The following is a 14,239-nucleotide window of genomic DNA, read 5'->3' on the forward strand; positions in this document are numbered from 1 at the left end:
GTCAGCGCCCCACGGCGTAACCCTGCATGCCGCGCGGGTTCGCGGCGGCGGAAAGCACCCCGGTGCGCGGGTCGCGGGCGACGGCGCACAGCCTGCCCTCCGACCACGGGTCCCCAACGGTCACCAGGTGCCCCCTGCGGCGCAGCTCGGCGACGACTTCCGGGTCGGTGCGGCCCTCGACGGTGAGGCTTCCCGGCACCATGGCCCGCGGGTAGAAGGAGCCGGGGAAGCCGTCGGTGTGCCAGTTGGGCGCGTCGATGGCGCCCTGGAGGTCGTATCCGCCGCGCACCCTCCCGCGCAGGGCGAGCGCCAGGAAGAAGTGGACCTGCCACTGGTCCTGCTGGTCACCGCCCGGCGTGCCGAAGGCGATGGCCGGCACACCGTCGCGCAGCGCGAGCGACGGGCTGAGCGTGGTGCGCGGACGGCGGCCGGGCATCAGCGAGTTGGGCAGGCCCTCCTCGATCCACATCATCTGCAGGCGGGTGCCGAGCGGGAAGCCGAGTTCTGGGATGACGGGGTTGGACTGCAGCCAGCCGCCGCTGGGCGTCGCGGACACCATGTTGCCCCAGCGGTCGACGACGTCGATGTGGCAGGTGTCGCCGCGCGTGCCCCCGTCCTTCGCGACGGTGGGCTCCCCCGCGCCGGCCATGGGCGGCGGCAGGTGCCCGGCGTCGCCGGCGGCGATGGCCGTCGCGTGGGCGCTGAGCCGGGGCTTTTCGCCGTCCGGCGCGCCCGGCCGCAGCTCGTGCGAGGCACGGTCGCCGACGAGGGCGCGGCGCGCCGTGTTGTACGGCTCGGAGAGCAGGGTGGCGAGCGGTACGGGCGCGGCGTCGCCGTACCACGCCTCGCGGTCGGCCATGGCGAGCTTGGTGCCCTCGACGAGGCGGTGCACGTACTCGGCCGAGCCGTACTCCGGCAGGTCGGCGGCGCGCGACGGCAGCAATGCGAGCTGTTGCAGGAAGGCGGGGCCCTGGCTCCACGGTCCGGCCTTGCACAGCGTCCAGCCGTCCCACTCGTAGGTGGCGGGCTCCTCGTAGGTCGCGGACCAGCCGGCCAGGTCGGCGGCCGTGAGGGTGCCGGCGTGGCGTTCCCCGCTGGTGTCCATGGTGGGGCGGGCGGCCTGGGCGACGATGGCCCGGGCGACGAAGCCCTCGCGCCATATCCGCCTGGCGGCCTCGATCTGGGCGTTCCTGTCGTCGCCGCCCTCGTCCTCCGCCTCGGCGATCAGGCGCCGCCAGGTCGCGGCGAGCGCCGGGTTGCGCCACGGCTCGCCCGGGCGCGGCGCCCTGCCGTCCGGCAGGTAGAGGTCGGCGGAGGACGTCCACTCCGTCTCGAACAGCTCGCGCACGGTCTCCACGGTGTCACCGACGCGCTCGACGGGCGCGTGGCCGTCCTCCGCGTACCCGATGGCGTACCGCAGGACCTCGGCCGGTGTCCTCGTGCCGTGGTCGCGCAGGAGCGTCATCCAGGCGTCGAAGGCGCCCGGCACGGCGGAGGCGAGCGGGCCGGTGCCCGGCACGAGGTCGAGGCCGAGGGAGCGGTAGTGGGCGACGGTGGCGCCCGCCGGCGCCACGCCCTGCCCGCACAGCACCCGGACGGGGCCGTCCGCGGGGGCGAGGATGATCGGCGCCTCGCCCGCGGGGCCGTTGAGGTGCGGCTCCACGACGTGCAGGACGAAGGCTCCCGCGACGGCCGCGTCGTAGGCGTTGCCGCCGTCCTCCAGGACGGCCATGGCGCTCTGGGAGGCCAGCCAGTGGGTCGAGGCCACCATGCCGAAGGTGCCTTGCAGGGTCGGCCTGGTCGTGAACATCAGCTGTGCCACCTCGCCTCTCTCGGTACGGGCGGCCCGGTGCGGTGGGCGCGCCGCCCATGGACGGGCCTGGCGCGCTCGTGACGTGGCCGCGGCACCCCTGGCCCGGGGGCAGACTACCCAGCGCCGCGGCCCGCGCCGGAGCACGTCCACGCCTCGGGTGGTGCCGACGGGGTCCCGCAGGCGGGCGGGCGCGACCGCCACACCGGCCCGTCACAACGCGTTGACGGCCGGCATGCTCTCCGTGTTCGAAGCGGAACCGCGGCGCGCGTGAGGGTGGCCATCGGAAGCGTTTCGTTTTGTTTACGTACCTTTCGGTCACATATTTGTTGTGTTCGACGGCCGCGCCTCCCCGCCACCGCAGCCCCTCGACGGGCCCGCGGGGACGGCCCCTGCGTCCGCGCGTCACACTTCGCTGCCTACATGTGGCGAGACCGTGTCCGAATCGAGAGGTTGCTGGCCCACATTCATGGGCAGCAGTCAGCAGATCACGCATCGTTTCAGGGGCGAACCAGCACAACCGCCCACGAAGCACACCAAGAAGTCGTGAGCCACCTCGACACGGAAATCGCTGTCAAGGCTTGATCCACTCTCGCCACGGTGTGCTAAGGATGGGGAGCCGCATGCGGGGCATGGATTCGAAGGACAGATGCAATGACCACGATTGAAAATCCCCCGGGGGGGAGTGCGGAACAACCGCGCCTCCGCCGGGACATGGGGCGTATCAGCCTGCTGTTCGCCGGTGTCGGATCGATCATCGGTTCCGGCTGGCTCTTCGGCGCGTTGAACGCCGCGAGGCTCGCGGGACCGTCGTCCGTCTTCTCTTGGGCGATCGCCGCCGTGATGATCATTCTCATCGGGCTCTGCTTCGCGGAGTTGGGCACGATGTTCCCGGTGTCGGGCGGTGTGGTGCGCTTCCCGCACCTGTCGTTCGGCTCGTTCGCCAGCTTCACCATGGGCTGGATCACCTGGATCGCCGCCGCCACCGTGGCACCGATCGAGGTGGAGGGAGCGCTCCAATACGGCACGAAATGGGCGCACTTCACTGACGCCCACGCGGATACGGGGACGCACACGCTCACCGGCCTCGGCTACGGGGTCGCCGTCGTCGCCATGGCGTTCTTCGTCGCGCTGAACTACTTCGGTATCCGGTGGTTCGCGCGGGTGAACAACGTCCTGGTGTGGTGGAAGCTCCTGGTCATCGTCGGGGTGATCGTGGCGTTCTTCGTCACCGCGTTCCACGGCCACAACTTCAGCGCCAAGGAGTACGGCGGGTTCGCGCCGGGTGGCGCGAAGGGCATCTTCACCGCGATCTCGACGGCGGGTATCACGTTCTCGTTCCTCGGCTTCCGCCAAGGCGTGGAGCTCGCGGGCGAGACGGACAACCCCAAGCGGAACGTGCCGTTCGCCATCATCGGGTCCGTCGCGCTGACGGCGGTCATCTACGTGCTGCTGGAGCTGGCCTTCATCGGCGCTGTGCCGGGGCACTTCCTGGACTCGTCGCACGGCTGGCTCAACCTGACGTTCACCAACGACTTCGGTCCGCTCGCCGCCATCTCCAGTGCGATCGGGCTGGGTTGGCTGGCCTACGTCCTGTACGTGGACGCCGTCATCTCCCCGGCTGACACCGGTCTCATCTACACGACGGTCACCGGCCGCATCTCGTACGCGATGGCGCGCAACAAGAACGCGCCGGCGGCACTCGCCAAGACCACCCGTCGCGGCGCTCCGCTGGTCAGCCTGATCGTCACGTTCGTTGTGGGCCTGATCGTGTTCCTGCCGTTCCCGAGCTGGCAGCAACTGGTCGGCTTCATCACGTCCGCGACGGTGCTCTCGTTCGGCTCCGGCCCGATCGTGCTGGCGGCGATGCGCCGTCAGATCCCGGACCAGCCGCGGCCGTTCAAGGTCCCCGGTGGCGACATCATCCCGTTCCTGGCGCTGTACTCGGCCAACCTGATCGTCTACTGGGCCGGCTGGAACACCAACTGGAAGCTGTTCGCCACGATCGGCATCGGCTTCGTCTTCCTGGCAGCCTTCCAGATCTTCGACAAGGGCCAGGCGCCGAAGCTGGACTGGAAGGCCGGCGTGACCTGGGTGCTGCCCTGGCTGGCGGGTCTGGCCATCATCAGCTGGGTGGGCGACTACGACGGCGGCCAGGGCTACATCGGCCTCGGCTGGGGCTTCGTGGTCAACCTCGTGCTCGCCGCGATCGTCTACTTCCTCGCACTGCGCGTGCCGCTGCCGCAGGCACGCGTCCTCGAGCACATCGAGGAGGCACGCGCGGAGGCGCGCGTCGAGGAGGAGGAGCTGGGCGCGTCCCACTGATCGGCAGGTAACACCGACACGCCTGTGCGCGGCGCCCTCCCGGGCGCCGCGCACAGGCGTGTCCGCACCCCCACCCACGTGCGATTCTCAGGCTGCTCACAGGGCGGGCCAAGCAATCTCTCACTCCGCGCCTCCACGGTGGCACCATGACCACCACCTCCCCCCAGGACCGGCACCGGCTGCTGCGCCCCGACGGCTCGCCCGTGCGCGTACTCGTCGTGGACGACGAGGCGTCGATCACCGAGCTGCTCTCCATGGCGCTGCGCTACGAGGGCTGGGACGTGCGCACCGCCGCCGACACCGCGTCGGCCGTGCGCACCGCACGCGAGTTCCGGCCCGACGCGGTCGTGCTCGACGTCATGCTGCCGGACGAGGACGGCCTCGCGGCACTCGACCGGATAAGGGGCCACCTGCCCGAGGTGCCCGTCCTGTTCCTCACGGCACGTGACGCCGTCGAGGACCGCATCGCCGGGCTCACCGCGGGCGGCGACGACTACGTCACGAAGCCCTTCAGCCTGGAGGAGCTCGTGGTGCGGGTGCGCGGACTGATGCGCAGGTCAGGGGCGGTGGCCGGGCGCGAAGAGCGGCTGCTCGTCGTCGGTGGCCTGGTGCTCGGCGAGGACAGTCGCGAGGTACGCAGGGACGGGGACGCCGTCGAGCTCACCGCCACGGAGTTCGAGCTGCTGCGCTACCTGATGCGCAACCCGCGCCGGGTGCTGTCCAAGGCGCAGATCCTCGACCGCGTGTGGTCCTACGACTTCGGCGGCAAGGCCAACGTCGTCGAGCTGTACATCTCCTACCTGCGCAGGAAGATCGACGCGGGCCGCGCGCCGATGATCCACACACGGCGTGGCGCGGGCTACGTGCTCAAGGCGGCCGACGACGCCGGTCCCGGGAGCGGGCCCGGGACCGGCCGGCGCCCGGGTACGCCGTGAAGCGTCGCACGCGCACGCGACCCGCCCGCCGCCGCTTCGGCCGCAGGTCCCTGCGCACGCGCCTCGTGGTGTCGGCGGTGGCGCTGATCGCCGTGGTCGCCGCCGTGATCGGCGCGGTGACGACCATCGCGTTCCGCTCGTACCTGTACGACCAGCTGGACGCGCAGGTGCTCGCCGTCGCCACGCGGGCCTCGGGACCGCCGCCGGGCGCCGTGCACGGCGCGGGCGGCCTGCCGCCCGGGGCGCCGGCGGTCAGGGACCCGCTGCTGGCCGTGACCGGCGGCGGCGCACCCGTCGGCACGGTGGGCGCCGAGGTGTCGGCGGACGGGTCGCTCGGCCGTGCGGTGCGCAGCACCGAGCACAGCGGCGCGAACCGGTTCGGGCAGGTCACCGAGGCGACCCTGAGCGCGGCGCAGACCTCGGCGCTCGCCGCCGTGGCGCGTGACGGCTCACCGCACACCGTGACGCTGCCGGGCCTCGGCGACTACCGCGTGCGGCACACCGACGGCGCCAACGGTGACTTCCTCGTGGGACTGCCGCTGGCGGAACTGCACGACAGCCTCGACACCCTGGTCCTGGTGGAGGTCTGCGTCACCGCGGCCGGGCTCGTGGCCGCGGGCCTGACGGGCAACGCGCTCATCGGCGTGGCGCTGCGGCCGCTGCGCCGAGTCGCGGGCACGGCCAGGCGGGTGTCCGAACTCCCCCTGCACAGCGGCGAAGTGTCGCTGCTCGAGCGCGTGCCGGACGCGGAGGCAGATCCGGGCACGGAGGTGGGCCAGGTCGGAGCCGCGCTCAACAGGATGCTGGGGCACGTCGGTTCGGCACTCACCGCGCGCCAGGAGAGCGAGACACGGGTGCGGAGGTTCGTCGCGGACGCCGGTCATGAGCTGCGCACGCCGCTCGCCTCGATCCGCGGCTACGCCGAACTCACCCGGCGGGGGCGGGAGGAGGCGGGGCCGGACACCCGGCACGCGCTGCGCAGGATCGAGTCGGAGGCGACGCGCATGGCAGGGCTCGTCGACGACCTGCTGCTGCTCGCCCGACTCGACCAGGGCAGGCCTCTTGAGAGCGCCGACGTCGACCTCGTACCGCTGGTGGTGGACGCGGTGGGGGATGCGCGTGCCGCGGGCCCCGGGCACCGCTGGACGCTCGAACTGCCGCCGCCCGACGAAGGCGCCACCGGCTCGACGACGGTGTGCGGTGACGCGTCCCGGCTGCATCAGGTGCTGGTGAACCTGTTCGCCAACGCCCGCACGCACACACCGCGCGGGACGACCGTCGTCGCGAGGGTGTCGCCGGGTACCGCGCCGGGCGCGCCCGTACGGGTCGAGATCGAGGACGACGGCCCGGGAATCCCGGCCGAGTTGCTGCCGCGCGTCTTCGAGCGTTTCGCGCGCGGCGACGCGTCCAGGTCTCGCACCGCCGGTTCCACAGGGCTCGGTCTCGCGATCGTACGGGCCGTGGTCGCCACGCACGGCGGCACCGTGGGCGTGGCCAGCAGGCCGGGGCGCACGGTCTTCACGCTGACCCTGCCGGGACGCGGCGCGCCGGCGGCACGGGCGGGGGACGCCGGCCGCGCCGGGAGCTGACACGGACGCGACGTCCGCGCATACGGCGCTCACGTACTCACAGCCCCGCCACAGCCTCAGCACACTGCCGGGACAGTGCGCCCCGCGAGTGTGTGTTCCATGCGCACCGAAACCCCAGGGGACGCGCTTCCCGCACGCGAGCACCTGCCGGCGAGGGCCGCGGGCGCTCCCGTGCTCGACGTGACGATCCCCGTGTACAACGAGGAGCAGGACCTCGCGCCCTGCGTCCGCGGACTCCACGACCACCTGACACGCACGTTCCCCTACGCCTTCCGCATCACCATCGCCGACAACGCGTCCACGGACTCCACCCCGGCGGTGGCGGCCGGACTGGACGCCGGCATTCCCGAAGTGAGGTCCCTGCGCCTGGAGGAGAAGGGCCGGGGGCGCGCCCTGCGCGCCGTCTGGTCGCACTCGGACGCGCCGGTGCTCGCGTACATGGACGTCGACCTGTCCACTGACCTCAACGCGCTCCTGCCGCTGGTCGCGCCGCTCATATCGGGCCACTCCGACCTGGCCATCGGCTCCCGGCTCGCCCGCTCGTCGCGGGTCGTGCGCGGCCCGAAGCGCGAGTTCATCTCGCGGGCGTACAACGTGATCCTCAAGTCCTCGCTGTCCGCGCGGTTCAGTGACGCGCAGTGCGGGTTCAAGGCGGTCAGGCGGGACGTCGCCGAGCGGCTGCTGCCCATGGTCGAGGACACCGGCTGGTTCTTCGACACGGAGATGCTCGTACTCGCGGAACGCGCGGGGCTGCGCATCCACGAGGTGCCCGTCGACTGGGTCGACGACCCCGACAGCCGAGTGCGCATCGTCCGCACGGCCACGGAGGACCTCAAGGGCGTCTGGCGGCTCGGGCGGGCGCTCGCGGTCGGTGCCCTGCCGCTCGACCGGCTGGCGCGTCCCCTCGGCGACGACCCGCGCGACCGCGGCCCGGCACCGGTGGAGCGCGGCCTGCTCAGGCAGGTGGCCGGGTTCTGCGTGGTGGGCGTCGCCTCCACCCTCTTCTACCTGCTGCTGTACTCCCTCTTCAGGTCAGGACTCGGCGCCCAGGGCGCCAACGCGGCGGCGCTGCTCGTGTCCGCCGTCGCCAACACGGCCGCCAACCGCAGGCTCACCTTCGGCGTGCGGGGCAGGCGCCGCGCGGTGCGCCACCAGCTGCAGGGGCTCGTGGTGTTCGCCGTCGGGCTCGCCCTGACGAGCGGATCGCTCGCGGCGCTCGACTCGGCGACCGGCTCGCCCTCGCACACGACGGAACTCGCGGTGCTGATCGCGGCGAACCTCGCCGCGACGGTGCTGCGGTTCCTGCTGCTGCGGGCCTGGGTCTTCCCCGAGCGCCGGGTCCCGGCCCCGGCGGCCGATCCCCCCACCATGACCGCTTTCCCCACCGATCCCACCCACGTGACCGACGAACGGACCACTCGATGACCACGACCTCACAGCCGGCCGTGACCGGCGGCGCGGGCGCCACGGCGCACGGCCGCCCGGGCGGCCCGGCCGCGGCACTCAACCGGCTGTGGCGGGGCCGTGCGGCCGACGCTCCCTGGGTACGGCCGGCGCTCCTCGCGCTGCTGCTCCTGACCGCCCTGCTGGAGCTGTGGAACCTCGGCGCCTCCGGCTACGCCAACTCCTTCTACTCGGCGGCCGCCCAGGCGGGCAGTGCGAGCTGGAAGGCGTTCCTGTTCGGCTCGTCGGACGCCGGCAACTCCATCACCGTCGACAAGCCGCCCGCCGCGCTGTGGCCGATGGCGCTGTCGGTGCGGCTGTTCGGCCTCGGGTCGTGGCAGATCCTGGTGCCGCAGGCGCTGATGGGCGTGGGGACCGTGGCGGTGCTGTACGCGGCGGTACGGCGCAGGTTCGACGCCGTGGCGGGGCTGCTGGCCGGTGTGGCGCTCGCGCTGACGCCGGTCGCGTCGATGATGTTCCGCTTCGACAACCCGGACGCGCTCCTCGCCCTGCTGATGACCTCGACGGTGTACTGCGTGCTTCGCGCGCTCGAAGGCGCACGGACCAAGTGGCTCGTGTGGGCCGGGGTGCTGCTCGGGCTCGGCTTCCTCACCAAGACACTCCAGGCGTTCCTGATCGTGCCTCCGCTGACACTGGTGTACGCCGTGTGCGCCCCGGGCAGGACGGTGAGGCGCATCGGACAGCTGCTGGCAGCGGGCGCCGCCATGGTGGTCGCGGGTGGCTGGTGGGTGGTGCTCGTCCAGCTGTGGCCCGCGGCGTCCCGCCCCTACATCGGCGGTTCGCAGGACAACTCCTTCCTTGAACTCACCTTCGGCTACAACGGGTTCGGCCGGATCACCGGTGACGAGACCGGGAGTGTCGGCGGTCCGGGCGGGGATGCTCCCGGCGGCGGTGGGCCGGGCGGCGGCGCGGGGTTCGGCGGCGGCGGCACGGTCGGCATCGGCCGGGTCTTCGGCGACGCGCTCGGCGGCCAGGTGTCCTGGCTGGTGCCCGCGGCGCTGCTGCTGCTCGTGGCGGGCCTCGTAGTGACACGGCGGGCGCCGCGCACCGACGCCGTACGGTCCGCCTTCCTCGTCTGGGGCGGCTCCCTGCTCGCGACGGCGGCGGTCTTCAGCTTCATGGCGGGGATCTTCCACCAGTACTACACGGTGGCGCTCGCGCCCTACATCGCCGCGCTGGTGGGCATGGGCGCGTCGATTCTGTGGCGTGAGCGCGGCCGGCCGTTCGCCGCCGCGGCGCTGTGCCTGGTGGTGCTGGCGACGGCGGTCTGGTCGTACGTACTGCTCGGCCGCACCCCCGACTACCTGCCCTGGCTGCGCTGGGTCGTTCTGGCGTGCGGTGTGCTGACGGCGGCCTGTACACCGCTGTCACGGCGCTCCCGCGGCGGTGTGGCGGTGGCCGGTCTCGCCGTGGTGGCCGCGCTCGCGGGGCCGTTCGCGTACACGATGACGACGGTGTCGACCCCGCACACCGGCTCGATCATCGCCGCGGGCCCGTCTTCGGCGGGTGGCATGCCCGGCTTCGGCGGGGGCACGCCGCGCGGCGGCCAGGCCGGTGGGGAGCGTCCCACGGCAGCGGGTGGCCCCGGCGGCGGGCGGTTCCCCGGCAGCGCGGGCACGACGGGCAAGGCGGGCAAGGCGGGCGGCCCGGGCTCGGCTCAGGCCGGTGCGCCGGGCGGTGGTGCCCCGCCGAACGGTGCCTTCCCCGGCGGTGGGACCGGCCCGGGCACCGCGTCCGAAGGCGCGGCCGCGGGCGGCCGGGGGCGTGGCGGTAGTGGCATGGGCGAGGGCGGCCGCATGGGTGGCGGTGGCGGCATGGGCGGTCTCCTCCAGTCGCAGAAGGTGGGCTCCGCCGTGAAGGCGGCGCTGGAGAAGAACGCCTCGCGCTACACCTGGGTGGCGGCCGCGGTGGGTTCGCAGAACGCGGCGGGCTACCAACTCGCCACTGAGCGGCCCGTGATGCCGATCGGGGGCTTCAACGGAAGCGACCCCTCCCCCACGCTCGCGCAGTTCAAGGCGTACGTCGCCGACGGCAGGATCCACTACCTGCTGGCGTCCGGTCAGGGCGGCGGCGCCGGCCCGGGCGGCGGCGCCGGGAGCGCCATCACGAGCTGGGTGGAGAAGGCATACACCAAGGTGACGGTGGGCGGCACGACGCTCTACGACCTCACGAGGCCGAAGAGCGGCTGACGCCGCGGGACGAGAGGCCCAAGAGGCGCGCCGAGGCGCCCCTCTTAGGCTTCACCTACATGATGTAGTAATTCTGTAGGCTGCCGCCATGGCGAGGACTTACGCGGGCGAGGCGCAGTCGGCACCGGCCGGGAGGCGTACCGACATCCGGCAGGTCCGCGACGGCGACCTGTGGCTGGTCGCCGTCGCGCTGGCCTTCACGGCGTGCGAATTCCTGTTCGTACGCGTCCACCTGGGCCTGGGCTTCGACGAGTCGGTCTACGTCAGCCAGGTCAGCCCGCGGGCCCCCGCCTCGTTCTTCAGCGCTCCGCGCGCCCGCGGCGTCTCCTACCTGGCCGCCCCCGCCGTGGCGGTGACATCGTCCACCGCGGCACTGCGCTGCTACCTCGCCCTGCTCGCGGGCGCCGGCCTGCTGGGGGCGCTGTGGGTGTGGCGGCACTTCCTGCCCGCCCGCAGGGTCGCGCTCGCGGGCGTGCTGTTCGCCGGGCTGTGGATCACCCAGTTCTACGGGCCGCAGGCGATGCCCAATCTGTGGGTCGCGCTCGCCGCGCTCGCCTGCGTGGGGCTCTTCCTGCGGTCCGTGAGCGCCACGTGTCCCGCGCGCACGGAGCGGGGCGCCCTGCTCGGCACCGCGCTGACCCTGGCGGCCGCGGTCCAGTTGCGCCCGCCCGACGGGTTCTGGCTCGTGCTGCCGCTCGCGGCGGCCGCGCTCGCGGTGCGCGCCTGGCGCCGCGCGCCGGTGTTCGGTGCTCTGGCCGCGGGCGTGGTGGCGGGCGGCGCGCAGTGGGTCGTGGAGTCGTACACGCGGTACGGGGGCGTGCTGCAGCGGCTGCACACGTCGGGGAAGGTCGAGGGCGGCTTCAGCTGGAGCCCCGCGTTCGCCGACCAGCTGCGGGCGCTCGGCGGGCGCACGCTGTGCCGCCCGTGCGATGTCCCGTGGCCCCACAAGGGCGTCACGCTGTGGTGGTTCGCGCTGCCGCTGCTCGTCGTGGGCGGGCTGCTCGTCGTACGGCATGCCCGCCGCCTGCCCGCCGTCCTGCTGCCCGCTCTGTGCGGCGCGTCGATGGCCGTGCCGTACCTGCTGCTCATCGGCTACGCGGCGCCGCGCTTCCTGCTGCCCAGCTACGCACTGCTCGCGCTGCCCGCGGCCGAATGCCTGGCGTGGTTCGCGGCGGGTGCGGGCAGGCCGCGGCTGCGTCCCGTGGCGACCGGTCTTGTGGTCCTCGTCGTCGCGGCTCATCTCGTCGTGCAGAACCTCGTGCTGACGCGTACGGCGACGCGCAACAGTCAGGCGCACGCCGGCTTCGCGCGGATCGCCGCGGCCCTGCACGCCGCCGGCGTCAACCCGCCCTGCCTCGTCACGGGGACCAACGCGATCCCGATCGGCCTCGCGGCCCGCTGCGCGTCAGGAGCGACGTCGGGCCACAACGCGAACACCACCCCGCGGGGCATCACGGCCGCGGCGCGCCACCGGCCCGTGGCCGTCCTCGTGCCCCGGGGCCACCCTCGCCCGCCGTACGCGAAGGGCTGGAGCGCGCACCCGATGCCCGTGTCGCACCGGCTCACCCCGTACACGGCGTACGTGTCGCCGCCCTAGTCCGGGCCTGCGCCACCGGCGCCGCCGCCCCGGGCGCGCGCCTTGGCGAGGGAGACGCACTCCCGCTCGCCCTCGCCGCGGCGCACCACGCCGGGCAGCGCCCGGAAGACCCAGGAGCGGTACGACCAGAAGCGGAAGAGGGTGGCCAGGCCGATCCCGAGGAACTTGAACACGTTGCTCTGAAGCGGTGAGTGCCGGCCGAAGCCGTAGGTCGCCGTGTACAGCGTGCCGTTCTCGATCACCAGGCCCGCCGCGCTGAACAGCAGGAACAGGGTCAGCTCGCGCGCGCGGCCGCTCTTGTCGCACTCCCGGTAGGCGAAGTGGCGGAACCCCAGGTAGTTGAAGCCGATCGAGACGACCGTGGCCACGACGCTCGCCCGTACGACCGGCAGGTGGGTGGAGTGCCGCAGCAGGTTGAACACCAGCAGGTTCACCAGCACACCGGCGCCCCCGACCAGGGCGAACCTGGCCAGCTCCGATGCGAGTCCCACACGGGCCCGCGCCTGCGGCGGGGTCCTCACCGTACGGGTATCCGTACGCACCAGCCACCTCCTACAAATTGTAGTAGTTCATGCAGGATACCCCGGACGCACGGCTGTGCGGCCCGACGGAACAGATACCCCGCGAGGGGACACACTTCGCATCCAGGCCCTCGCACGGCGCAGCGGCTGCGGCGCGTCGGCCGCATGTTCGTGCCACGCGAGGGCGGGCACACGCACTGCACCACACCTGTCCGGTGTGAAGGAGGAAGGGAGCGGACATGGCAGCGACGGCACGGTACGCGATCGGATCCGAGGTGCACTGCTCGGACGGCGCGTGCGGAAGCCTGCGGCGGGTCGTGGTCGATCCGATCGCGCAGTGCGTGACGCATCTGGTGGTCGGCCCGGGGAGCGACGGCGACAAGCTGGTGCCCGTGGAGCTGGTGGATGACCTCGCCGAGGCCACGGCGCTCACCTGTGACCGTGCGGCCTTCGACAAGCTGGAGCCCGCCGAGGAGCACCGTTTCCTCCAGGGGCGCGAGGGCGGCCTCGGCTACAACCCCGCGCAGATCATGATGTGGCCGTACTTCGGCCCCGGGGTCGCCATGGCGGGGCAGCTCAGCGCGCCGGTGTTCGCCCCCTCTCCGTACGACCCGAGGCCGCCGGCCGAGGAGCGCGTGCCCGCGGGCGAGGTGCAGATACACCGCGGGGACAGGGTGGAGGCCATCGACGGCGAGACCGGGCGGGTGCACGGGCTCGTCGTCGACGAGGCGGACCACGCGGTGACGCACGTGCTGCTCGCCGAGGGCCACCTGTGGGGCAAGAAGACCGTCGCGGTGCCGATCTCCCAGGTCAGCCGCGCCGAGGGGACGATCAGGGTCGGGCTCAGCAAGGAGCAGCTCAAGGAGCTGCCCGACGCGGAGGCCGGCGCCGACGGGTGATGCCGGGCGAGCGGGCGCATGCTGGAGGTATGCCCGGTGCGCCGATAGTCGTGCTGCGGCCGTCCGGTACGGGCGGCCGGCGCGTCACCGCGCACGGGCAGGTGCTCGGCCTCGCCCACGACGACTTCGACCTGGTCGAGTTCCTGCGCAGGGCAGGGCTCGACGACGCGTGGCCGCTGCTCGACAACCCGTCGTGGGTCGAGTGGCGCGGGGGCCGGCCCCACCGCTGGGACGCCGCCTGACGCCGCACGAGGACGGCGCGCCCGGGCACCGGGGGCGGCTACTCGAAGCGCGACACGTCGCCGGCGCCGCGGCGCACGATGTCGACCTCGTCGCCGGAGAAGTCGACGACCGTGGTCGGTTCCGTGCCGCAGTCGCCCGAGTCGATGACCGCGTCCACCACGTGGTCGAGCCGCTCCTTGATCTCCCAGCCCTGCGTCATCGGCTCGTCCTCGTCGGGCAGCAGGAGCGTGCTCGACAGCAGCGGCTCACCGAGCTCGGCCAGCAGCGCCTGGGTGACGACATGGTCGGGAATGCGGACGCCGACGGTCTTCTTCTTGGGGTGCAGCAGCTGGCGCGGCACTTCCCTCGTGGCGGGCAGGATGAACGTGTAACTGCCGGGGGTGGCCGCCTTGACGGCCCGGAAGACGTCGTTGTCGACGTGCACGAACTGCCCGAGCTGGGCGAAGTTCTGGCACACGAGCGTGAAGTGGTGCCGGTCGTCGAGGCGCCGGATCGAGCGGATGCGGTCGAGTCCTTCGCGGTTGCCGAGCTGGCAGCCCAGCGCGTAGCAGGAGTCCGTGGGGTAGGCGACGAGCGCGCCGCCGCGGATGCTGTCGGCCACGCCGCTGATGGTGCGCCGCTGCGGATTCTCGGGGTGCACGTCGAAGTACTTCGCCATCCGCCGAGT

The 14,239-nt window shown here is 72.8% G+C and carries 11 protein-coding genes; 8 read left to right on the forward strand and 3 right to left on the reverse strand.

Features of this window, described 5'->3' with window-relative positions; genetic code table 11:
- Nucleotide 1: 1 nt before the first annotated feature.
- Entirely contained in the window at nt 2–1,810 is a 1,809-nt protein-coding gene (locus IH48_RS0106915) for a gamma-glutamyltransferase family protein (RefSeq protein WP_030900538.1), read from the reverse strand.
- Between the two features lie 714 nt (nt 1,811–2,524).
- Here IH48_RS0106915 and IH48_RS0106920 point away from each other — a divergent pair.
- From IH48_RS0106920 to IH48_RS0106945, 6 genes are all read left to right on the forward strand, one after another.
- Nucleotides 2,525–4,135, forward strand: a complete 1,611-nt coding sequence (locus IH48_RS0106920; RefSeq protein ID WP_107059256.1) for an APC family permease — start codon at nt 2,525–2,527, stop codon at nt 4,133–4,135.
- Between the two features lie 146 nt (nt 4,136–4,281).
- Nucleotides 4,282–5,070 (forward strand): response regulator transcription factor, encoded by a 789-nt coding sequence (locus IH48_RS0106925; protein WP_051839312.1) that lies wholly within the window; start codon nt 4,282–4,284, stop codon nt 5,068–5,070.
- A complete protein-coding gene (locus IH48_RS0106930; protein ID WP_051839314.1) occupies nt 5,067–6,659 on the forward strand; it encodes a sensor histidine kinase in 1,593 nt (530 codons plus the stop codon). The genes IH48_RS0106925 and IH48_RS0106930 overlap by 4 nt, the downstream gene beginning before the upstream one ends.
- Nucleotides 6,660–6,758: 99 nt before the next feature.
- Entirely contained in the window at nt 6,759–8,084 is a 1,326-nt protein-coding gene (locus IH48_RS0106935) for a glycosyltransferase (RefSeq protein ID WP_030900547.1), read from the forward strand.
- Nucleotides 8,081–10,312: a glycosyltransferase family 39 protein gene (locus tag IH48_RS0106940; RefSeq protein ID WP_030900548.1), complete on the forward strand. Its 2,232-nt coding sequence runs from the start codon at nt 8,081–8,083 to the stop codon at nt 10,310–10,312. The genes IH48_RS0106935 and IH48_RS0106940 overlap by 4 nt, the downstream gene beginning before the upstream one ends.
- An 88-nt stretch (nt 10,313–10,400) precedes the next feature.
- Nucleotides 10,401–11,909 (forward strand): hypothetical protein, encoded by a 1,509-nt coding sequence (locus IH48_RS0106945; RefSeq protein WP_037841287.1) that lies wholly within the window; start codon nt 10,401–10,403, stop codon nt 11,907–11,909.
- Here IH48_RS0106945 and IH48_RS0106950 read toward each other — a convergent pair.
- On the reverse strand, nt 11,906–12,400 hold the full coding sequence (locus tag IH48_RS0106950) for a GtrA family protein (RefSeq protein WP_234434163.1): 495 nt from the start codon (nt 12,398–12,400) through the stop codon (nt 11,906–11,908). The genes IH48_RS0106945 and IH48_RS0106950 overlap by 4 nt on opposite strands.
- Before the next feature lie 269 nt (nt 12,401–12,669).
- Here IH48_RS0106950 and IH48_RS34300 point away from each other — a divergent pair, with 269 nt between their 5' ends.
- Nucleotides 12,670–13,329: a PRC-barrel domain-containing protein gene (locus IH48_RS34300; RefSeq protein ID WP_030900553.1), complete on the forward strand. Its 660-nt coding sequence runs from the start codon at nt 12,670–12,672 to the stop codon at nt 13,327–13,329.
- A gap of 29 nt (nt 13,330–13,358) precedes the next feature.
- Entirely contained in the window at nt 13,359–13,571 is a 213-nt protein-coding gene (locus IH48_RS0106960) for a hypothetical protein (protein ID WP_030900556.1), read from the forward strand.
- Nucleotides 13,572–13,609: 38 nt separating this feature from the next.
- On the opposite strand, the gene IH48_RS0106965 is transcribed toward IH48_RS0106960, so the two are convergent.
- A complete protein-coding gene (locus IH48_RS0106965) occupies nt 13,610–14,230 on the reverse strand; it encodes an L-threonylcarbamoyladenylate synthase (protein WP_030900558.1) in 621 nt (206 codons plus the stop codon).
- Nucleotides 14,231–14,239: the final 9 nt, after the last annotated feature.

The organism is Streptomyces sp. NRRL F-5126, from assembly GCF_000721265.1.
GTDB lineage: Bacteria > Actinomycetota > Actinomycetes > Streptomycetales > Streptomycetaceae > Streptomyces.

Bases quoted from the DNA above. Each gene is read 5' to 3' on its own strand.
- IH48_RS0106915 (WP_030900538.1), bottom strand. From the start codon at position 1,810: ATGTTCACGACCAGGCCGACCCTGCAAGGCACCTTCGGCATGGTGGCC.
- IH48_RS0106920 (WP_107059256.1), top strand. From the start codon at position 2,525: ATGGGGCGTATCAGCCTGCTGTTCGCCGGTGTCGGATCGATCATCGGT.
- IH48_RS0106925 (WP_051839312.1), top strand. From the start codon at position 4,282: ATGACCACCACCTCCCCCCAGGACCGGCACCGGCTGCTGCGCCCCGAC.
- IH48_RS0106935 (WP_030900547.1), top strand. From the start codon at position 6,759: ATGCGCACCGAAACCCCAGGGGACGCGCTTCCCGCACGCGAGCACCTG.
- IH48_RS0106940 (WP_030900548.1), top strand. From the start codon at position 8,081: ATGACCACGACCTCACAGCCGGCCGTGACCGGCGGCGCGGGCGCCACG.
- IH48_RS0106945 (WP_037841287.1), top strand. From the start codon at position 10,401: ATGGCGAGGACTTACGCGGGCGAGGCGCAGTCGGCACCGGCCGGGAGG.
- IH48_RS34300 (WP_030900553.1), top strand. From the start codon at position 12,670: ATGGCAGCGACGGCACGGTACGCGATCGGATCCGAGGTGCACTGCTCG.
- IH48_RS0106960 (WP_030900556.1), top strand. From the start codon at position 13,359: ATGCCCGGTGCGCCGATAGTCGTGCTGCGGCCGTCCGGTACGGGCGGC.
- IH48_RS0106965 (WP_030900558.1), bottom strand. From the start codon at position 14,230: ATGGCGAAGTACTTCGACGTGCACCCCGAGAATCCGCAGCGGCGCACC.